At 46.7% G+C, this 20,457-nt stretch carries 16 protein-coding genes; 7 read left to right on the top strand and 9 right to left on the bottom strand.

Annotation, left to right across the window (positions count from 1 at the left end; genetic code table 11):
- Positions 1 to 67: 67 nt before the first annotated feature.
- From F0L74_RS24590 to F0L74_RS24580, 3 genes are all read right to left on the bottom strand, one after another.
- Positions 68 to 1,144: an alpha/beta fold hydrolase gene (locus tag F0L74_RS24590; RefSeq protein ID WP_149840562.1), complete on the bottom strand. Its 1,077-nt coding sequence runs from the start codon at positions 1,142 to 1,144 to the stop codon at positions 68 to 70.
- Positions 1,145 to 1,267: 123 nt separating this feature from the next.
- The gene (locus F0L74_RS24585) at positions 1,268 to 1,870 is read right to left on the bottom strand and encodes a DUF8309 domain-containing protein (RefSeq protein WP_149840561.1); all 603 of its coding nucleotides are present in this window, start codon (positions 1,868 to 1,870) and stop codon (positions 1,268 to 1,270) included.
- Between the two features lie 34 nt (positions 1,871 to 1,904).
- Positions 1,905 to 6,038 carry an RHS repeat-associated core domain-containing protein gene (locus F0L74_RS24580; protein WP_149840560.1) on the bottom strand — a complete coding sequence of 1,378 codons (4,134 nt, stop codon included), beginning with the start codon at positions 6,036 to 6,038 and terminating at the stop codon, positions 1,905 to 1,907.
- 557 nt (positions 6,039 to 6,595) lie between these two features.
- Here F0L74_RS24580 and F0L74_RS24575 point away from each other — a divergent pair.
- Positions 6,596 to 8,425, top strand: coding sequence for a glycoside hydrolase family 30 beta sandwich domain-containing protein (locus F0L74_RS24575; RefSeq protein WP_149840559.1), 1,830 nt, complete (start codon positions 6,596 to 6,598; stop codon positions 8,423 to 8,425).
- A gap of 64 nt (positions 8,426 to 8,489) precedes the next feature.
- The gene (locus tag F0L74_RS24570) at positions 8,490 to 9,386 is read left to right on the top strand and encodes an omptin family outer membrane protease (protein ID WP_149840558.1); all 897 of its coding nucleotides are present in this window, start codon (positions 8,490 to 8,492) and stop codon (positions 9,384 to 9,386) included.
- 9 nt (positions 9,387 to 9,395) lie between these two features.
- Here F0L74_RS24570 and F0L74_RS24565 read toward each other — a convergent pair whose 3' ends face one another.
- Both F0L74_RS24565 and F0L74_RS24560 read right to left on the bottom strand, forming a co-directional pair.
- Positions 9,396 to 11,249 (bottom strand): 7TM diverse intracellular signaling domain-containing protein, encoded by a 1,854-nt coding sequence (locus F0L74_RS24565; protein ID WP_149840557.1) that lies wholly within the window; start codon positions 11,247 to 11,249, stop codon positions 9,396 to 9,398.
- Positions 11,250 to 11,377: 128 nt separating this feature from the next.
- Positions 11,378 to 11,911, bottom strand: a complete 534-nt coding sequence (locus tag F0L74_RS24560; RefSeq protein ID WP_149840556.1) for a hypothetical protein — start codon at positions 11,909 to 11,911, stop codon at positions 11,378 to 11,380.
- An 887-nt stretch (positions 11,912 to 12,798) separates the two neighbouring features.
- On the opposite strand from F0L74_RS24560, the gene F0L74_RS24555 reads away from it, so the two are divergent.
- Positions 12,799 to 13,920, top strand: a complete 1,122-nt coding sequence (locus F0L74_RS24555; protein ID WP_149840555.1) for a hypothetical protein — start codon at positions 12,799 to 12,801, stop codon at positions 13,918 to 13,920.
- A 32-nt stretch (positions 13,921 to 13,952) separates the two neighbouring features.
- Here the strand turns inward: F0L74_RS24555 and F0L74_RS24550 are convergent, their stop codons facing one another.
- Positions 13,953 to 14,333 (bottom strand): nuclear transport factor 2 family protein, encoded by a 381-nt coding sequence (locus F0L74_RS24550; protein ID WP_188316143.1) that lies wholly within the window; start codon positions 14,331 to 14,333, stop codon positions 13,953 to 13,955.
- Between the two features lie 263 nt (positions 14,334 to 14,596).
- On the opposite strand from F0L74_RS24550, the gene F0L74_RS24545 reads away from it, so the two are divergent.
- Complete coding sequence (locus F0L74_RS24545; protein ID WP_149840553.1) at positions 14,597 to 14,926, top strand: hypothetical protein; 330 nt, start codon at positions 14,597 to 14,599, stop codon at positions 14,924 to 14,926.
- 36 nt (positions 14,927 to 14,962) lie between these two features.
- On the opposite strand, the gene F0L74_RS24540 is transcribed toward F0L74_RS24545, so the two are convergent.
- Together F0L74_RS24540 and F0L74_RS24535 are read right to left on the bottom strand one after the other, a co-directional pair.
- Positions 14,963 to 15,757, bottom strand: a complete 795-nt coding sequence (locus tag F0L74_RS24540; protein ID WP_213087070.1) for a tetratricopeptide repeat protein — start codon at positions 15,755 to 15,757, stop codon at positions 14,963 to 14,965.
- Positions 15,758 to 15,770: 13 nt separating this feature from the next.
- Positions 15,771 to 16,373, bottom strand: a complete 603-nt coding sequence (locus tag F0L74_RS24535; protein WP_149840552.1) for a hypothetical protein — start codon at positions 16,371 to 16,373, stop codon at positions 15,771 to 15,773.
- Positions 16,374 to 16,763: 390 nt separating this feature from the next.
- Between F0L74_RS24535 and F0L74_RS24530 the strand changes: the two genes are divergently transcribed.
- The 3 genes from F0L74_RS24530 (at position 16,764) to F0L74_RS24520 (ending at position 19,364) form a co-directional block, all read left to right on the top strand.
- Positions 16,764 to 17,321 (top strand): alpha/beta hydrolase, encoded by a 558-nt coding sequence (locus tag F0L74_RS24530; RefSeq protein ID WP_149840551.1) that lies wholly within the window; start codon positions 16,764 to 16,766, stop codon positions 17,319 to 17,321.
- 6 nt (positions 17,322 to 17,327) lie between these two features.
- Positions 17,328 to 18,332 (top strand): alcohol dehydrogenase catalytic domain-containing protein, encoded by a 1,005-nt coding sequence (locus tag F0L74_RS24525; RefSeq protein WP_149840550.1) that lies wholly within the window; start codon positions 17,328 to 17,330, stop codon positions 18,330 to 18,332.
- A gap of 129 nt (positions 18,333 to 18,461) precedes the next feature.
- Complete coding sequence (locus tag F0L74_RS24520; protein WP_149840549.1) at positions 18,462 to 19,364, top strand: aldo/keto reductase; 903 nt, start codon at positions 18,462 to 18,464, stop codon at positions 19,362 to 19,364.
- A 64-nt stretch (positions 19,365 to 19,428) separates the two neighbouring features.
- Here the strand turns inward: F0L74_RS24520 and F0L74_RS24515 are convergent, their stop codons facing one another.
- Complete coding sequence (locus tag F0L74_RS24515) at positions 19,429 to 20,409, bottom strand: SMP-30/gluconolactonase/LRE family protein (RefSeq protein ID WP_149840548.1); 981 nt, start codon at positions 20,407 to 20,409, stop codon at positions 19,429 to 19,431.
- Positions 20,410 to 20,457: the final 48 nt, after the last annotated feature.

Here is a 20,457-nt window from a genome sequence, read left to right as displayed (position 1 = left end):
TTCTTTTGATATAACGAAATTAGATAATATTCCATTAATATGGCTGTAAATCCTTGTAGTTTACCTGCTATTTCTTTATGGGCATATCAAGCAACTCCTTCAGATAGTTTCCCCATATAGTAGGATTGGAATGCGTGCCATGTCCGGATGTCTTATCAGACGTAGGGATCAGTATATAACGGCCCTTTGCCACTTTGCCGATCTCCTGCTCCATCAGGCCCAGTTCTGGCGGATTTACTTCGTCATCTGCGGAGTTAATGGCAAACAAAGGCGCTTTGATCTTGCTCAGATAGGGAGCCGGATTATAATAACGGGAAGCGTCGAAAGCATAGATCATATCATTGGCGTCCAGCGCGGCAAGATAACGGCTTTTTATCCTGGCCAGGTTTTCTTCCGCTTTTTCCCGGGTAGGGGCGGCCTTTTGCATTTGCCATCCACTGCTTGTCATAAATATAAGGGAAGAGATAGCGCCCGTAAGCCCCAGTTTGGGTGGGCTGGTATATTCTCCGCCTTCCCATGCGGGATCCGCTTCTATCATGTCAATGGCCATCTTACGGATCATACGGTTCCTGCCGGCTATCTCCACGGGCAAACTGGCCAGCGGCATCAGCGCATCCATAAAATCAGGATACATATAACCCCATACCCAGGTATGCATACCTCCCATGGAGGTGCCCATCACCAACCGGAGATGGTTTACGCCCAGGTGTTGCGTAAGCAGCAGGTAGTCTGCCTTTACCATATCATCATAAGTATACTTCGGAAATTTCATGTGCATGCCGTCACTGGGTTTGCTTGACTTGCCATGGCCTATACCGTCCGGCAGGATAATATAATACCTGGTAGCATCCAATAACTGACCCGGGCCAAACAGGTTGCCGGCAAAAAGATCACTCAGGAACTGCCTGCCGGAGCCGGTGGTACCGTGCATGATGATCACCGCATTGCGCACCTGGCCATTTTTATCTTTCTGTGGTTGTCCAATGGTGTAGTAATGAAGATTCATTTCCGGCAGCGTCTCTTTGCTTTGGAAGGTAAAATCCTTCACCTTGTAATCACCTTCTACGGGTGCGGGATAGCTTGTTTGAGCGGTAGTTTTAAGAACGGGAACAGTGAGCAATAATAGCAGGATGGTCTTTTTCATCAGGGGGGATATTTGGTTGACAGCTAAGGTTGACCAGTAAAGCGCCTGCTGGCAATTACTGATCAACCTCATGGTGCTAAAGTTAAAAGCATATTGATCCTCATGGGGACCCGGCGAACCGGCTCATGAAGATATGATATCAATGTATTGTTTGTATTCCGGGGGAAGGGGACGCCCAAAGATCAGGTCCTTTAAAGGATCTACATTCCTGCCAAATTTATAGCAGAGGTACAGGCGCTCATTAAATTCCGCATAGATCCGGATATTGGTCAGCTCATGATGGTCGATCGTTTCATCATCTGAAAATGAAATTTTTGGGATAACGATAGCAGGCTGATGGAATCCCTGTTTCGTAATATCCTTTTCTATCAGACTGCCGCCTCCTTTGCCCAGGGTAATGAACTCCTTCTCATCCGGCGTTCCTTCCCATACCTTTACCTTAAAGCTTTCCGGGTTCTCCTGTATCCAGCGTTTGGGCAGGTCTGTATGTACTGCCGGTTTCACCTTTGGTTTGGTGATCACGCTTTTTGAAAGGAACTGCCTGGTTACGGCAGTGCAACATAACGTGGGTACATCCTGCAGCTGCACATCTTCCCAATCTTCCTTGTCGCGGAAAATATTATAGACCATAAGATATGGCTCGTGTATCATCTGTGCCAAAACAAAAATGCCGGGTCTCGTCTCGATGCTTAAAACCTGATTTTCTTTCCAAAGAATTTTTGCCATTAGGTACTTACGTTTTATGTATATTTTTTTGTTCTTACGGACAACCTTTTGTTGGCAGGCCAAGATGGTCATTTTTGGCCTTCTCGTAGGCAGCCTTTTTGGGATTGTTTTCTCCCACAGGATTCTGCTTGTTCGCAACATTTTCTTTGCCGTGTGCCGCCACATCTTCTTCGTAGTAATGTTGCTCAAGGCCCCTGGCTGTTTTCTTCCCGTCTTCTCCGGTGCCGTTATAAACCGGGGTGGGCGGGCGGCCGCCAAAGTCGTCAAAGTTGCCGTTGTACCTTCTTGAAACGATCTGTTCCGGCGTCAGGTTTTCACTACTTGGCGCGCTGGCGTAGCCCGTATATGGCTTACCGCCTTTTACGCCGCGATAGGTGACATGATCCCTGCCGGCGCCTGTGCTCACATTATTAAGACCCATCGGGTCTACCCAGCTGTTAATATCCAGTACATAACCGTACAAGGTGGTACCGCCCTCCAACCGGATGGGGTCCTGGCTCAGATAAACGCCTTCGTCCGGGCTATAGTAGCGGAACCGGTTATAGTACAGCCCCGTTTCCGCATCTTCATATTGCCCCTGGTATCTGAATGGCACTAACTGTCCGTCTCCCTCTAACTTACGTACCTTCCCATAAATATCCAACTCAACAGCCCATACTTTTTCCCCTTCCTCATTATATGCCTCGCAGGGGCTGCCCAGATGATCCGTGATAATGCTGTATTGTTTGCCATCAACGATCTTTGCTACCGGCGCAAACGTGCCGTCTTCAAATACCCAGGTGGCAAGCGTTGCCGGTGGTACAGGTTCCAGGTGGTCCTGCTGTATGCCGCCCAGCTCATCTACGGTGGTCACGGGACGTTCATTAGCCGGGTAGGCCCACTCGTGCAGCGGTACATCGCCATCCCACACAAAGCGTGTAAGCCGGCCATTATACTGTTTTTCTATACGGCGGCCCAGGGCGTCATAACGGAATATTACCGCCCTGCCATCTGGGCGCAGCACTTTTTTGAGCCTGCCATTCGAATACCATTCGTATTCCCAGGTGGCGTTGCCAACCGGCGCCGCCGTCGTCAGTTTTTTGATAAGATTGCCCTCATCATCGTATATGAACCGGGCGTCTTGTGTTTCCAGCAACTTGCCGCCCGGGCCGTATTTACGTTCCTTTGCTGTTTGTGTCCTGTACAGGTTTCCGGCTTTATCCGGCAGCCGGTAATCATAGCCGCCATCTTCATACTGTGCCCAGGCCAGGTTGCCGAAATCGTCATATCCGAACTTTGTTGTACCGGAGCTAAGGGCATTGGTGATCTGTTTCAGCTGCTGGTTGGCGTCCCAGCGGTAATAACGCTGGCGGGTGTTGCGCCCGCCGCTGTTCACTACATGGCTGGCCGGCATACTGGCATTGTCAAAGGTCCAGCTGCTTTTAACGCCTCCGGGAAGCGTGCGCTCTATTTCCAGTCCCAGCAGGTTACGTGTTACATGCGCCGTCCAGGGGCTATGGAGCGCATCGTTCCCGGCCCGGATACCGGTGATGTCGCCGGTGGCATTACGCTCCAGTTGTATGTCTGCGCCCAGGCTGCTTTTGATATGGCTGCGCCGGCCATCGCGGTCGTACCTGCTGTGGATCGTATGACCATCCTGCGATTCCTGTATGATACGGCCCATTACGTCCCGCTGCAATGTAAGCGTACTATGTTCATTGATGGCCTCTATGAGCTGGCCATTACGGTCATAGCTAAAGGTTTCCCAACTGCCGTCATTATGTTCCGCGCGGGTTAGCATGCCATTGTAATCATATTCATATTCCGTCCACCGTTTGCCGGGGCGCTGTACTTTGATCACCTTACCCGCCGCATCGCGCTGGTAGTGCCGGGTGAGGCCGTCAAAACCGGTTTCCTGGATAATATCGCCGCGGCCATTGCGGCTAAAGCGGTACATCTCCCCATGTTCGTTCACCAGCCCTGTGAGCTGCTCTTCCCTGTTATAGAGGAAATGCATCTTAGCGCCATTCTCTTCACGCATCTTCATGCTGCCCAGCGGCGTATACTCGTAATGTACATGGTGGTGTTTATCCCTGGCCTGTACTACTTTTTCATAGGCATTATATTGTAGTTTGATATGGTTGCCATCGGCCAGGAACACTTCTGTAGTACGCCCCAGGGCGTCGTAACGGAAATGTTGCTCATGTTTCAGCGGGTTGCTGGATCTTATGCAATACCCCCAGGGCCCGTATGCCCAGCTGGCGCGCCCGCCATCCGGCAAGGTAAGCGCAGCGAGATTATGGTCTTCATCATATTCCAGCAGGGTGCTGCGTTCCTGCTCATCTTCCACCTTACTCAGCAGGTTCTGCGCGTTGTAACGGAAGATATTGATGCTGCCATCTGCTTCCGTAATGGTATGCACCAGCCCTTTATGTTTTTCGTTCCGGTAGTAGATATAAGCGCGGCTGCCGCCCTGTGGATCGGTGGCCAGTATAACCCGGTCTTCCTCATCAAAGCTGAAAGTATAGGCGCTGCCATCGGGTTGCTCCACACGGGTGCGGTTGCCCCGTTCATCATAAGCATAACCGGTTACATTGCCTTCTTCGTCTATTTCACGGTACACTTCAAGATCATCAGTATATTCTGTAAAGCGCGAGTTCCCCAATGGGTCTTTTATCTGGGTAACCAGGTGATCCGGCGTGTAGTAATAAGTGGTGGTCTCTCCCTGGGAATTGGTTACCAGGTTATAACCTTTCTCAGGATAGTATTCGAGCCATCCTTCCAGGATACCGCCATCGCCCCAGGTGTGGGTACAGCGGCCTTTATTGTCGTATTCCCAGTAGAAGCTTTGTCCGTTGCGGTCCGTCTTTTCTACCATCAGGTGGTTGAGATACCGGATGCGCGTGGTTTGATCCAGCGCATCGGTAATGCCGCAAAGATCGCCGGCTTCGTTATACGTATATTGTATGAGCAGTTGTTGTTGTCCGCGATGGTGCACAGTTACCCGCAGGATCCGGCCTTTTCCGTCATTTTCAACGTGCAGATGCCGGCCGGCGCTGTCAATTATCTGTAACAGGTGTCCTTTACTGTTATAATGGAAGCTGATCATAAAACCAGCTTCATTACGGATGGCATAGAGGCGGTATTCCTGATCCAGCGGATGCAGCCTGCGGAAATGATAGAACAGCCGTTCCCGGTGATCAAACATTTGGTATTCATCCAGATCGGTGCGGGTCAGCGTCAGTTTTTCCGGACGGTGGTATTCACTGTCGCCGGGATACGGTAAACGGTCAAATATAACGCTGCGGCCATCGCCCAGTAATACGCCGGTGGCGTCTTCGTCCGCAAAATCCAGCACGCGTATATCATAACCCAGGTGAACGCCATGGCCTAACGGGCCATGATGTTTGCTGTCACTATTCCAGGAACGGGTCCATTTCAGCGGAATAGGGCCGGGCAGATCAAAATCGGTTCCATCATAGATAACAATGCCCTGCACCAGGTCTACCGGTTCAAAGCCCAGTTTGCACAGGAACCGGCTTAATTTATCACTGCCGCCCAGCTCTGCCTGCCGGGCAAGATTGAAATCAGCAATGCGGTTCTTTAGCTTCTTGGCGGCTTTCCCCAGCTTCTTCAGGCCTTTGCCCAGCCCTTTCATGAGCGCGCCAAAACCAAAAGAAGCCACCAGGTTCAATAAGGCCCCGGACCAGTCCGGTACATAAGGGCCGCCTACCATCACCGGCTTTCCAAAGGAAAGCGGTATGGAAAAAGAGGTAGGCAGGTACATACTGGGGATGGGCTTGAATTTTTTGCCAGGCTGCAGGGATAAAGGGATGCCAATATCGTTACAGGTCATCAGCATATGACCGGAAGGGCTCATCAGGTTACCTTCCACCTTCACCTTCTGACTGCCAAAGAAGTTCACGGAGTCATGGCCGATCATTGGGGCCAGCAAAAAAGGGCCGCCCATCGGAATATGGAAAAGGATGATGATGATACCGGAGGTATCGCTTTTGCCGCGGGGCACATGATTGATCTTGGTAGTGGCGCCTATGAACGGGATGTAATCCATAGGATCGATCACAAATCCGATATACGGATGGGGGAGTGGGATGGGGAAACCGAGCAGGATTACAATGTGAATGTCGAGCCCTATCACCGGGGTAAAGTGCTTGTTACTTACCAGCATGCGAGTGCTAATTTGGGTTACAGTGGTATATCCAGAGGTAATTGGGAAAGGACAGTAACTAACGGAATTAAATAGTGACTGTAATATAGGGTTTTTTACGATAGAAAGGTAGTTTGTGGGGCTGCAGATGAATGATATTTAAGCGTATTAACCCCCTGATGGCACCTGATCTAAGCGGTTGGATTTCACGGTGCGCTTAGCGGGCGTATATGTCATTAAAGCGTATTGATACGTGCTTTTAATTGCTGATAGTCAATATATTATGTAGATTTTGTTTGTTTTTTTTGTCAATATTTTGATAGCTTTGCTTGTCCGGCAGACAGGAAAACCCGCCGGTCATCCACGTGATCATTTTCCATATCCGTTGAACAGATCAGCAGACCCGGTTATACCGCCGGGAGGTATTTAGCATAAGTAGCAGGCTGTCAGTACTATCACCAGATAAATACGGTTCCGGATGATCCGTTTTTATTATTAACCATAAATATCGAAACCTATGAATTAAGAAAACCTTCCCGCATTGGCATCTATCATTTATTAACAAAAAAAATCCTTCAATGAAAAAAATTTCACTGGGGCTTGCCCTATCGGGCATTCTTTGCCTCGCCTTTTATTCCTGTAAAAAGAACATTTATGATGAAACGGATGGCAGTAACAAAACAACTGCCAGGGCTGCGGAATCGGTAAGCGTCTGGATGACCACTGGTGACCAGAGCCGGTTGCTGCAGCAGCAGAGCAACGTAGTCTTTGGCCCGGATGGCGGCGGTGGAGGTACGGTCATTACCGTGAATGAAGGCAGCACTTTCCAGAATATCGATGGTTTTGGGTACACGCTTACACAGGGTAGTGCTAAGTTAATTAACAACTTACCTGCCGGTACGCAGAATTCCCTTTTAAATGAACTTTTTAATCCCGCAACAGGTATCGGTCTTTCTGTTGTCCGCATTGGTGTGGGCGCAACTGACCTGAGCGATTATTCATACTCGTACCGCGATGGCGCCTCCTTTAGCCTGGCCGGCCCGGATTTGACCTATACGATCCCCATCCTGAAAAAGATCCTGGCTATCAATCCAAATATAAAAGTGCTGGCTACGCCGTGGTCAGCGCCGCGTTGGATGAAAACCAACGGGTCATTTGTTGGCGGTACCTTAAAGGCGGAAAACTATGAGAGCTATGGGCAATACTGGCTGGATTATATGAACGCTATGCGCGCGCAGGGCATTGAGATCTGGGCTATTACTCCCCAGAACGAGCCGGAAAACCCGTACAATGAGCCTAGTATGACGCTCACCAAGGAAAACGAGCTGGGCCTCATCAATGACTTTATTGGTCCTAAACTGCGGGGAGCTGGTTTTAATTGTAAGATCATTTGTTTTGACCACAACTGTAACAATACAGAATATCCGACTTTTGTGGCTAATAACAGCCCCTACGTGGACGGATCTGCATTTCACCTGTACAGCGGTAACATTTCCGCTATGACAACAGTGAAAAATGCCACCAACAAAAACGTGTATTTTACGGAGCAGTACACTGATAAGAACGGCAGTTTTTCAGGTGATTTCTCCTGGCACGTACAGAATGTAGTTCTAGGGTCATTAAATAACTGGTCAAAAGCAGTGTTAGAGTGGAACCTGGCCAGCGATTCCAATGCAGGCCCTCATACCCCCGGTGGCAGCAGCGTTTCCATGGGTGCAATCGCTATTGATGGTACCAATATCACCCGGAGAGTGGGTTATTACATCATTGCACAAGTATCCAAATTTGTACAGCCTAATGCGGTGCGTATTGCATCCAACAGCTCAGGCAGCATCCAAACCACGGCTTTCCAGAACAGCGACGGCTCTAAGGTCTTAGTGGCATTTAACAGCGGCGGACAAACTACAATTAAGGTAAAATGGGGCAATCAGGCCTTTAACTATACCATACCCGGCGGTGCTGCAGTTACCTTTAAATGGGCTGGTACCAACACTGGCGGTGGCGGTGATGGCGGTAATGGCGGTAACGCGCCTGTTGGGCAGAATATTACCCTCAAAGGTTTCAACAACATGTATGTGAGCAGCGAAAATGGAACGCAAGCCATGAATTGTAACCGTCCTGTTGCATCCGGATGGGAAACTTTCACTGTGGTAGATGCTGGCGGCGGTAAGATCGCGCTGATGTCTCAGGGAAAATATGTTTCATCTGAGAACGGCACGCAAGCTATTACCTGTAACCGTACCGCCATTGGCGATTGGGAGAAGTTTGACTGGATCCCTACTACAGACGGAAAGGTATTCCTGCGGGGCAACAACGGCATGTATATAAGTTCTGAGAACGGTACGCAGGCAATGACCTGCAACCGTCCCACTGCATCAGGCTGGGAAGCCTTTAGCGTAAATCAATAACCAACTGAAAAACCTGGTTAGCCTGCCCGGGCTTGTCCCGGGCGGGTTAGCTTATATATATGCTATGAGATGCTTATTATCCGCTGCTGTTATCATGTTCAGTGTTGGTATTGCTAAGGCGCAGGACCATACGCCACTACTGGAGTTTGCGCCATCAGGCGGCTACCAGTTCACCGACCTGCATTGGTCCATAGCAGGAAATACCAGCGGGCAATCGCCTAACGTGCTTTCAGAGGTGAAATGGCGTAAATTAAGCGGTCCTTTATTTAATGGCAGGTTACAGCTGAACCTCCATGAACGCTTATTTATAGGCGGCGAATTGGCCATTTGCCAGGTAAGGTCCGGAACGGCCACAGATCTGGACTATGCCGGTGATGACCGGCAGCAGCCCACGTATAACGTACAATTCGACAGCGATGAGGGCCATACGAACGCGTACCGGTTCTACGGGGGATATAATCTGCTGGTAAATAAAAAATACAGGCTGGATGTTTTCGCCGGTTATGCCATCAATAAAGAGTTCCTGTTCCTGCTTAAACATGATGAATATGTGCCTGGCCAGCGAAACCTCCGCTCTACCTATCACACCAGTTGGAAAGGCATTTCAGGCGGGCTATCCGGCTTTTACCAGATAACGCCCCGGTTACAGGTGGCAGGAGAGCTGCAGTACAGCCAGCTGAATTATACCGCATCCGCAGACTGGAACCTGGTAGCCGCTTTTCAACACCCGGTTAGTTTCCGGCAGCACGCAAAAGGATTTGATATAAAAACCTCCTTAAGCGCCATTTACCGCCTTAACCGCTGGCTGTCATTATCGGTAGCAGGCGCTTACAGCCATGCGGAAACCGGCAGCGGTATTGACGAGTTGTTCCTCGATTCCGGGGATATACAAACAACCCGGTTCAACGGCGCTTTCAGATACGTAAAAACTATTACAGCGGGGATGCTTATCCAGCTTTGAAGGGACTGCTTATGTTCTCAGGATAAGATCTGTCCAGCTGGCTTCTTTGTTCTTTTTAACGCATGCTTTTTGCTGATCCAGCAGGCCTTTTACGCGCTTTGCATACGACCAGCAAGTGCTTTGGCGTATATCGGTCCTTTCTGAGATCTGATAGGAAGATATATTACCCCTGGTGGTATATACCAGGTATGTAATGTAAAATGCTTTATTGATCGATATACGGTTATTTTCAAAGATAGTGCTCTGCATAGGAGACTCTTCATAGGCGCATTTATTACACCTGCGGCTGTATGGCCTTAGTCCCTCGCTGTAATTCACGTAGCCGCATTTTCTGCATTTGAATCCCTTGCTCCATTTCAGATCCGCCAGCAGCTTATAACATTCCTCGCGATCAGGATATTTTTGACTAAATTCCTTAAACGAAAGTTCCGCAGACTTAATGCGGGCGTCGGTGATCTTTTCGATGTTCGATTTAAGCTCAATATTGTCTTTTTCCAGCAGCTTGTTCATCCGGGCAATTTCCTGTGCTTGCTCCTGCAGCAGTCCGGCTTGTACCTCCAGTTCCCGCGTGCGTTCCGCCACCTGTTCTTCCAGTTGCTGGTTAACGAATGCCTGCAGCTCCAGGTTACGTTGCATATGGTAGATGGCATTGTCCTGCGCCTGTTTTTTCTCTTTCCGGTAATGACCTACCTGGTCGCCAATAGAAAAGGATAACAGCACCATCTCCATCAGAAAACCAAAGCCCATGCTGTAATGCCCGGCGGCGCCTGGTATTCCCCGCAGGAAGCCTAATACCATTACCAGCTTTGTCACCGCAGCCACCAGTAAGAACGCGTATCCCAATACGAAGAACCGGGCCGGTTTGAAGCCTTTGCGCCAAATGATAATACCGGTGAGGAACGCCACGGAGAGCGGTATGAATTCCAGGAATTTATACATGAACCACTCTCTTTTAACAAAGAGGCAAATCGCGAAATAAAGCGTACGTATAACAATGATCCAGTTAATGAGCCGGTAAAGGGTATAATTTTGCCTTCTTACGCGCAGCAGCGTTTGGGTAAATATCAGCGCGAACACGCTCACGCCATATAACGCAATGCCGTACACATATTCATTCCATACCGGCGCATCCGGCCATATGAACTGAAAGGCGATGCCGTCCGTGCTCATCTCATAGATGCCCACACTCATAATATACAGGATGTAATAGATATACTGCTTAAGACCGGTAGCCAGGGCCATCACCAGGTTATATAAACAGAATGCCAGTATGATCCCGTAAAACAGGCCGTAGGTGATATATTCCACCAACGCGTAATTAATAAAATGTGTCACCGAACGGTACACAATAATTACATTGACCTGGTTGATGGACCGGATCCTGAAATAACAGACATAGGAACCTTTGGGCAGCGCTGGTAGCAGGAACTCAAAGTTTTTATGCCGGTAGAGCCGGTCCCTGAAATGTTCGCCCGCCCCGGAATGGGCGCGGGTATATTTACCGGCGGCATCAGGGATATACACGGTGATATCATCCGTAGTTTGATCAAAGAATTCGATCAGCGCCTGGTTGGGGCTAAGGGGATAGGAGATGTTTACCCGCACCTTATACCAGTAGGCAGACTGACGGTTGAAATTTGCCGGGTACCAATGGGTATTAGGTAAAAACGCGGCTGCTGCGTCTTTGGCGCAGATATCTTCAAAGCGCATGCGCCCGGAGGGGTCTTCCAGCCAGGTGATCTCAGTGCGGTTAAAAATATGCTCGGCAGTGGTGTTGTTAATACTTACAGCCTGTTGGGCCTTTACGCCCGGTAATAGACAGCAGCAGAGAACGGCCGTTAGATAAAGGTTTGCATAGGTCATTTTGAAGGGTTTCACGATTCAGTACTGGCTACCGAATGTACCAAAGTTTTTTAGATTTTGTGCAGCGATACGTTTCAGAGATAGGAGATGTTCAAACGGTAGAAAAGGTTACAGGGTTACATGATTGTTTATACGGAGCTCGCTTCGGTATTTGTTTTAGAGGTGCCGTCATCTTCAAAAATGATAGTCCCTTGCAACTGTTGGATTTCTTCAGCTGAAAATTGTTCTAGCTTTAATATACGGCTACCGGATTTAAGGAATTTTCGTATGGCTGTATGTGGGTAGAATATATGTTGGACAATATTTCCAAACTTTTCATTGCTCTCTCTTCTCAGGATATTGGCAGCCTGCTCATATTTTTCCTCCGTGATATTTTTCCTATTTAACGCAAAGGCAATTGAGATGCCACTACTAGCTACAGTGATCGGATATTTGCTGGTCACTTTTAGACATGTCACATAATCTGGAAAGCGAATGGCTGTATTGACTGCTGCTGCGCGTTCAACCAGTTCATCCACTTGTCGTCGCACGGTAATTGGTCGAAAAGATTTAAAGAATTTCCTATGAACGAGCACTTGTCCTCGCATAGTAATGGTCCAGTAGGTTTCTTTTCCCCATTTTTGCAGATAGCCTCGTTGTTCTAGGAAAGAGAGCGTTTCCAAGGTTTGCTGTCTGTCGAGTTTTAAGCAATGAGACGCCGTCTTAACAGATATGAACTCCTGTTCCCTTTTTTTAAACAGTGTTCGTATTTTTTTTAGCTTTATCATTACCTTTAACTCATGATGTTTGTATTAGAATCAATATTAGGTTTTATTATCAATATTTTTTCTAGCTACGTTTATGAAAAACTGGCCTCTCTCTTAAAAAATGCCTCAATTTTGATATTAAAGAAGCAGGTGCTCTATGGATTGCAATCCCTTGTTTCTATCAATTGGATATTTGATTGTTATGCATCGTTCTTTATTTTGATGCATGTAACGGCAGATTGGTTGTTGTATCTTCTTACCATGCTGATAATTCCTAAAATGTTGATAATGAATAGAATGGCGGACTATTTGAGAAAGGGATTATCCAACGACAACAGGAAAATAATCAAAAAAAATCATAAAATATTCTTTATCAAACGTTTAAGAGTGAAGTTAGATTTATTTCAAACAAATTTTTATTTTCCATATTTCACCATTCGTTAGTAATATGCTGATATGGACTGCATTGGACTAATTTTTGAATTTCTGATAAGTCTTCTCTCCAGTTGGGTATACGAAATGCTCGCGACTTTGAAAAAAAACGCCTCGTTTAGTAAAAAATACATCGATACAAAATTCTAATCCCATGCCTCTTTTAGTTATTAATATTCAATTGTTTATAAACTGATCGTTTTTGTTCGAGGAAACTTACCATTTAATAATCAGCCCCTGTGCTTGGTTACTCTTCATCTAAACCATTGTATAACAATTCCTACAAGCTTTAATTCCTTTAAATTGCTATAAAAATTATGTCCGGATCCCATATGAAATGTATTAAATAAATGATTTTTAATTAATTAAGTATGGATTCAGTAAAACTGGCGGAATTTCTTTTTACTCGCATACGACAGACAATCGTGCAAAAACGATATATAAAGGAGGTGAAAATTGGTTATTCATATGGTGAGAGCTACGGTAACACCTATATTACAGTAACGTACTCTTTATTAGCAAATGACGATTTTAGAAAGTTGCCCCTTCTAGACCAGCATACTATGTTTCAGGGAAGCACCCATTATATTTATTCACTTTCTTCCAATGCTCAGCGGTACGAACGGTATAAAATTAACCGCATAATTGCATTCAAAAATATATATGAAAGTGTCACTGCGTATGCTACGCTTCAACTGGAAGCTAACTTATTACCGGATACGGCAATCAAAATTGACAGCATCCATCTTTGGCCCAATGTGAATTATGCTGAAAAGTATCTGAGCGAGCTAGTTGATAGACAACATTTTTACCCTCACATTGATGAAATGGGAACAAATATTTGGCAATGGGAACCTCTTCATCAATTGGCATTGGAATCAAAGAAGGAATTATTGGGGGAAAGACGTTTCATAAGTGATCTTGAGATTTTTGAATCTTGTGGCTTTTCTACTACTACAACTCGCAGGTATATTATTCATAGCCGTATCCCCATTAAAGTGAAAGGCTTAAAGATTATAAATCTAGTCTTGATCTCCGTGCCTGCATTACTCCACGCATTAAAAACAAACAATTCTCCGGACGGCTATTCATTCCACTTCCCTGGACTTATTGAATATCTCTATAATAATTACCTACCGGATGAAAAGGCAACCATTATTCAACAAAAGGTAGCTGCGTATCTACGCGATTTTATTATTCAAATAGGGGACTTGATAGAACTGAATGACAACCGTGTCGTCCAGGTAGTATCTGTAAACATGGACGCGGCTTATCTCATACATGTTACGTATTCTATTTTAAAAAGTGATCTGCAACTGGGGGACCGTACCCGCACTGTGAACATTTCCTACATATCTTCAGTATTGAAAGCCGCTGATTTTAAAGAATACCTCCACAATAATTCCATTAAACGTTTGTCATTGTTAAAAAGATGGATGGAGAAAAGGAAAATGAAAGTAGTAAAGCAGCAGTTCATTCCGGATGTTAGGTGAAAAAACGTATAAGTAATATTGTCTGCCTGCTTCTAATTATTATTCATCTTTCCATGGTCGTAACTAATAATTCTTGAAATCCGCCAGGCATTATCCTTTTTTTGCCATACATGTATAAACTTGTACGTCCCGCTTACGTGTTCGCTTTGCCCGGGATTCGTATGATAAAAACGGTGGACGCCTATCTCCAGCGCGCCATAATCGCCAAGTTTATGAACTTCTAACGTGTTTTTAAGCAGTTGCCGCCTGATACGGGCTTTTTTCTGGGTGAGCTCCCGCATGGATTGCATTTCTTCATCTAAATAATGTAACCCGCCTAAGTCGTGATAGAATTCGAAATCATTGGTCAAATATTGCCGGTAGGCAACTGTGTCGCAACGGTTGAATGCGCTAAAGAAGATGCTGTCTTGCATAAGGATCTCTTTATAGAGCTCAGTTTGAGCTGCATCAGTGGTGACGTTTTGCCCGCAGACGGTTCTAAGTGAAATAACAATTAATGAAAGGATCAGTATTAATCTATGTATCATGGCATGGAAAATATACTAAATTGATGCAAATATTAACTAAAATAGGGAAAAGGCTATATATTTCGTATATCTTAGTTACAGCGATTTTGCTGAGAAGAGGCAGGTAGTGTAAGCATATGCTAAGCCTTTATTACCTAAACGCAGAATAAATGTTAGACCAGGATTTTTATCAATTTTTGGAATACGGGATATGCCAGGCGTTCAACAATTCACCGGATGAAGAGATCAAAGGCTTTTGGTGTGATGGTGTGATGCCATCCGCTGCGAACCCCGGTTTGATAGGACGGAAAATTGAATTGAAGGCCTTTATAGGTAAAGACGGACAATCAGCTTACGAATTGATTTTGAAGCTTGGCAATAAAGCCCTTAGCAGATACTCCAGGCAGCTGGATTTAAAAGAATGTATTCCAGATACGGATAACCCAAACTGGTTTTATATCGATACAAAAAAACGGACAATGGAGATTCAACTTGATTAAAAAAAATCTTCTTCAGCTGTCAGGCCCAGTTCGGATTTAATTAGCAACGACAGACTTTAGCGCAATCTTCGCAAATTCAACACTGCCCGTTGTCGATTCATTTGAAAATATAATATCCCCCAGCATTTTCTTTGCCACTTCTTTTTCGCCATTTTCGTTGAGAATAATAGCTTTATTGATAAGTAACATGCCCTTTGTGTCAGGATCCGGGTCTTTTGACAGACCAGTGTTGATTGCTGCCAGCCGCAATGTGCTATCCTCTGTTAAGGTAGCTAGTTCCTTCCATGCGGGGGCATATGCAGGCGCCTGCTCCGTAATTGCTTTTGCAATCTCCATTTTCTTTGCGGGATCATTCGTCCATTCTATCTGGATGTATGCCATATACAACCCGGCCGGGAATTTTCCCGTTTTCTCTCCCTCAAGTGAATATATGGCCGTTTTTGCAGTGAAAAAACCTTTAGGCTCCAGCCTGTCTGTTTGCTGATAATATTCCAGGGCTTTTGCCGGATCACCTTTTAACAGGTATGTAAAAGCCAGATCGTATACGGGGTAGGGCCAGGTTGGTTCCATCTTCATGGCTTCCTCCAGCTTTTTGATAGCTTCATCATATTTACCGGATCCCCCAAGGGCCCTCGCTTCATCGTGCAATTGCTTTGCCGCTATTTGAACGGTGTGTTTACTCATAATTTCAACATTTACATCGCCTGTATAGTGGCTAAGATCGCTTTTGCTGATCGTATGTCCGGCCTGGTCTTTATAGATGATTTCATTACTGCTTTCACATGCGGAAAAGAACAAAGCTATTAAAACAGGAATGTAGGCTGTTTTCATGGATCGTCGCTTACTAGGTATTAGAGATGTGGCAAATATAGGGACTATTATTAGAAAGTTTCTTCCATATCTCCCGCCGCGCCCTTTGAGAGGCAGCCGCTCTTCCCCTGTAACGCAACATACGCGGCCGGCGCGGATTAACAGCCGGTATCGGAATAACAACGGTAGACCTGGCTTTTAACTGGATAATGGCCGGCAATCTCCTGGCCGTTGAAACTGCTTTTTCCACCGGTTTTAAATTAGCCTTGCTAGCCCCTGGCTTAAGCTTAACATCACGCTCCACCTCTTTCCTCACATACGCCGCTTCCAGCGTCGCCCGCACTGTGGCCTCATCTATACCATCCCGCAGCAAACGCATCGCTTCTCCGGTAAGCGCCTGGTAACGCGCCCGTTTCCGTTGCATACCCGGTAACTGCCGGTAAATAGCCGATCCTATTACTGACGCCTGCGCCATCCATCCGGCATATTCCATGGTACGCCTGAATGTCGCGGTTCTTTTGACCCGCCGCGCGCTCAAACTGCTCTTTTTTCTCACATAGTATTTGCCATCCCTTTTATAATAGGTACGGCCATCAATCGTGCCCTCTATAAAAACCGGGCCTTTTTGCTTTGCCATGATCACATTTTTTTTGTACCCGGCAAATGTAAAATCGCCTGTTATGCCACCCAAATGAAGCGAACGTTTTGATCGTTTTTGATACAAAATGATCAGTTTTGATCAAATGTGTACCGGGTGGGCTGCTACCCGCACAATACTCCCCGTAAGGCCGCCAACCCGTACCCTCCATTGGTCAAAAGCGCTCGATACTTTGCTTAATAGCGTTCAAACCCGGTGTCTTCCGGCTATTAAAAGCGTTCACCACTAAGGGATCTAAGCGTTCCCTGCTTTAGACACAAGCACATGAACCGTCGTACCCATCCCTTATTATTGACGCAAACACCCCCTAAACTAGAACCCCAGCCGGGTTAACTTTATACAGCTATTGATCCAATACAATTTTTTGTTATGAAAAAGCAGGTATTATTCATACAAGGAGGTGGCGATAATGGTTATGAAGCAGATGCGCCATTGGCAGACTCACTGCAAGCCGCATTAGGCAAAGATTATGAACTGAGCTATCCCCAACTCCAAAGCGACAAGAGCGCTCCGGATTTTGGATGGCCCCGGCAGATCGGTGAAAAGATCAATGAATTTAAAGAGGATCTCATCCTGGTGGCCCACTCAGTAGGCGCCTCCCTCTTATTAAAATACCTCTCTGAGACAAAGATCACCAAAAATATAAACGGCATTTTCCTGATAGCCACCCCATGGTGGAGCGGCGATAAAGACTGGGTGCAAGGTCTTAAACTGCAGGAAGACGTTGGCAACAAGCTCCCGGAGCATATTCCCATCTTTCTATATCATAGCATGGATGATGAGGTCGTACCATTTGACCATCTCGCCATATATGCCCGTAAGCTACCACAGGCAGCCATCCATGCAATAAAAAATGGCGGTCATCAATTTAATAATGACCTGCAATTTTTAGCGGAGGAGATCCAAAAACTAAAAGACCTTAATTAATTCATTATGAAGATCAAAGCATATGCAGTCATGGAAAAAGGGGGTAAACTAACCCCTTTCTGCTATGAGAAAGCGCTTGGTAAAAATGATGCGCTTGTTAGGATCACCCATTGCAGCATTGCCCGGGGCGATATTCAATTTATGAATGATGATTGGGGTGACACAAAATTCCCCGTAGTGCCAGGGCATGAAATTGTTGGAATAGTGGAAGATATTGGAGCAAACGTTACAGGTCTGCAGCCCGGTGACCGGGTTGGTATTGGCTATCAGCAGACAGCATGTTTTAAATGTGAGTTTTGCAGGGCCGGGAATGAGCAATTTTGCCCTGATCAGCAGGTGATAGGGGTGCATTGTCATGGCGGCCTGGCGGAACATATTATCACAGACAGCAGATTCGTATTCAAATTGCCTGCAAGCCTCGATGCGGCAAGATCAGCACCGTTAATGTCATCAGGGGTGACCGTATATACAGCCATCCGCAAGGCCAACTTGCCGGATAATGCCGTTACAGGAGTGCTGGGCGCTGGCGGGCTTGGTTTGCTGGCTGCCCGGTTCCTGCAGAAAATGGGGCATCAGGTAAGCGCATTTTCCCATTCCCCCGGCAAAAAGCAGTTGATAGAACAATCCGGCGCAGCATACCTGGATAGTTCCAACGAAAGCAATCTGTCAAGCTTGCAACAGAAATTTGATTTTATCCTCTCCACCTTAAATGTAGATTTCAATATAAACACCTATTTAAAACTATTAAAACCACAAGGGAAATTTGGGGTGGTGGCTTCCCCTCTGCAGCAGCAACCAATCAGCATTGGCTTATTATATGATTATGCGCAGCGTACCATTTATGGTAATTATGTAGGCAGCCGTAAAGACATGGTAGATACGTTGGATTTTTCAGCCAGGAATAATATGGAATGTATGGTGGAGGTGCTGCCGTTTTCTGAAATGGACACGGCTATAGCAACACTTAGAAACCAGCATACTCCGGTAAGGCTGGTATTGGAACATCGCTAAAAATGTGATGTAGATCACATAGGCGTCAGGAACTTCTTCCTTTACTTTGTCGTACGGTGCAAAAAGAGAATAACAAAAGCGTACACAAAAATGTTAAGTCTTAGAGCGTACGATAAAAACTTAAAGCTGATGCCAACTAATTCCTCCCTTCACATGCCGGCCCTTGGGTTTGGCACCCTGATCCCCGATGCGGCCACCACCATAAGCGCCACCAGAGACGCGCTAAAAGCCGGGTTCCGCCACTTCGATTGCGCGGAGCGGTACCGGAACGAGCGCGAAGTGGGTGAGGCGTTGCAGGCAGGACTTGCCGCCGAAGGCATTCCCCGCGAGGATATTTTTGTTACCACTAAATTGTGGAATACCAATCACCGGCCTGAACGGGTCGAAGCCGCATTTGAAGCAAGCCTCAATAGACTCCGGCTCAACTACCTGGATCTGTATCTTATTCACACGCCATACGCATTCCAGCCAGGGGAGGAGCAGGACCCACGGGATCAGCACGGGAATGTCATCTATGATGATGGGGTTACGTTGATCGATACCTGGAAGGCAATGGAACGGCTGGTGGACGGTGGCAAATGCAGGGCTATCGGCTTGTCTGATGTTGGCCTGACAGAGCTCCGGACTATCTATGAAGCTGCAAGGATCAAACCAGCCGCGGTGCAGGTAGAATCACATCCTTATCTACCGGAAACCGAGCTGCTCGAATTCTGCAAGGAGAAAGGGATCACATTTCTGGCTTTTGCGCCATTGGGCCACGGCATAAGGCCGGGACCGCTCGAAGACCCGGTGGTGCTGGCGGTTGCTGCGCGGGTGGGGAAAACGCCGGCCCAGGTGTTGCTGGCCTGGGCGGTACAACGGGGCACTGCTATACTCACTACGCCCAAATCAGCAGCCCGCGCCCGGGAGAATTTCGATGTCTCTCCCTTGCCGGAAGATGCATTTGATGAGATCAGCCGCATTCAGACCCGGCAGCGGCTGAATGAAGTGGTAAAAACCGGGGTACCGGGTTTCATCGCAAAAGGTAGCTAAAAACCATTTGAGGCGCCGGCCTGGCGAACACAGTGGGTGCAGTCCAACGACTGACGATCAGCGATCATTTTAGTGGATAAACAAGGATCACCACGGGGCCCAATTGATCCGTTATTCCCCGGGTAGATTCTTTATTGGCATTGTATTCTCCCAGGTAACTATTTGCCAGCACATACAATTTATCTCCAAGTACGGCAGCGGTCGTGGGATCATGAAATAACGCATTCCCAATATCGATGGCTTGCTCTTTTATAATACCATCCCCTCCGCTATTCAGCGAATATTGCATGATTGCATTGTCTTTATTGGTAGCGCCGCCATTGTATACTCCAATGATATGATGGTTCCAGTATGCCAGCCCATCCAGATTGTATGCCTTGGTGGAGTCTGCATAACCTTTTAAGGGCATTAGTTTTTTAGACGGCAGATCCAATTGCATTAACCCATGGCTATAGGTTGCGATATACACTTTCCCTTTTTCATTGTATGTGATCCCATTGGGAAAGGTTATAAGTGAATCCCTGAGAAACATGTCCAGCTTTTGTTTTACAGGGTCCACCTCGTACAGGGCTGCAGCATAGGTGTCCGTAATATATATCCTGCCATTTGGATGAAGGATAAGATCATTGAACAAATGACGTGCGGTATCTTCCGTCACATATTTTTGTTTTACCGCTCCTGTCTTTATATCAAACGCATGTACGCAGGATATGAACCTGTTTTCCTGCTTTTGATTGGATACTACCCATAACCATTGCTTTTTTGCATCTATCTTCATACCAAGCCCTTCGCGGAATCCATCCTGCCCGCTGCTGATAAGATCTTTATGTGATCCGTCTTTATTGATGGCGAGGATTTTTTGTAAGGCAATGCTGCTTACATAGATGGTTCCGCTGGCAGGGTCCAGGGTAATGCCTTCGGGTATGACGTCTTTCTCTGTGTGAGTGGTGATTACTTTCACGCTGGATTGGGCGGCAATGCCCGAAGTTATCAGCAGAAACACCAGGCTAAATAAGTATCTTTTTAAATAGACACGCTTATCCATGTGCCAAATTTATCTAATCTCCCGTGATTAATTGGCAGTGGCCAGCAT

The organism is Chitinophaga agrisoli, assembly GCF_008386695.1.
Lineage (GTDB): Bacteria > Bacteroidota > Bacteroidia > Chitinophagales > Chitinophagaceae > Chitinophaga > Chitinophaga agrisoli.
The sequence above is the reverse complement of the archived record's forward strand: the minus strand, read 5'-3'. Positions and strand labels throughout refer to the sequence as shown.

Coding starts and splice junctions, on each gene's coding strand:
- F0L74_RS24555 (WP_149840555.1), top strand. CDS start 12,799: ATGGATTCAGTAAAACTGGCGGAATTTCTTTTTACTCGCATACGACAG.
- F0L74_RS24520 (WP_149840549.1), top strand. CDS start 18,462: ATGCCAACTAATTCCTCCCTTCACATGCCGGCCCTTGGGTTTGGCACC.
- F0L74_RS24530 (WP_149840551.1), top strand. CDS start 16,764: ATGAAAAAGCAGGTATTATTCATACAAGGAGGTGGCGATAATGGTTAT.
- F0L74_RS24540 (WP_213087070.1), bottom strand. CDS start 15,757: ATGAAAACAGCCTACATTCCTGTTTTAATAGCTTTGTTCTTTTCCGCA.
- F0L74_RS24580 (WP_149840560.1), bottom strand. CDS start 6,038: ATGCTGGTAAGTAACAAGCACTTTACCCCGGTGATAGGGCTCGACATT.
- F0L74_RS24575 (WP_149840559.1), top strand. CDS start 6,596: ATGAAAAAAATTTCACTGGGGCTTGCCCTATCGGGCATTCTTTGCCTC.
- F0L74_RS24565 (WP_149840557.1), bottom strand. CDS start 11,249: ATGACCTATGCAAACCTTTATCTAACGGCCGTTCTCTGCTGCTGTCTA.
- F0L74_RS24585 (WP_149840561.1), bottom strand. CDS start 1,870: ATGGCAAAAATTCTTTGGAAAGAAAATCAGGTTTTAAGCATCGAGACG.
- F0L74_RS24515 (WP_149840548.1), bottom strand. CDS start 20,409: ATGGATAAGCGTGTCTATTTAAAAAGATACTTATTTAGCCTGGTGTTT.
- F0L74_RS24570 (WP_149840558.1), top strand. CDS start 8,490: ATGAGATGCTTATTATCCGCTGCTGTTATCATGTTCAGTGTTGGTATT.
- F0L74_RS24545 (WP_149840553.1), top strand. CDS start 14,597: ATGTTAGACCAGGATTTTTATCAATTTTTGGAATACGGGATATGCCAG.
- F0L74_RS24550 (WP_188316143.1), bottom strand. CDS start 14,333: ATGCAAGACAGCATCTTCTTTAGCGCATTCAACCGTTGCGACACAGTT.
- F0L74_RS24535 (WP_149840552.1), bottom strand. CDS start 16,373: ATGGCAAAGCAAAAAGGCCCGGTTTTTATAGAGGGCACGATTGATGGC.
- F0L74_RS24590 (WP_149840562.1), bottom strand. CDS start 1,144: ATGAAAAAGACCATCCTGCTATTATTGCTCACTGTTCCCGTTCTTAAA.
- F0L74_RS24525 (WP_149840550.1), top strand. CDS start 17,328: ATGAAGATCAAAGCATATGCAGTCATGGAAAAAGGGGGTAAACTAACC.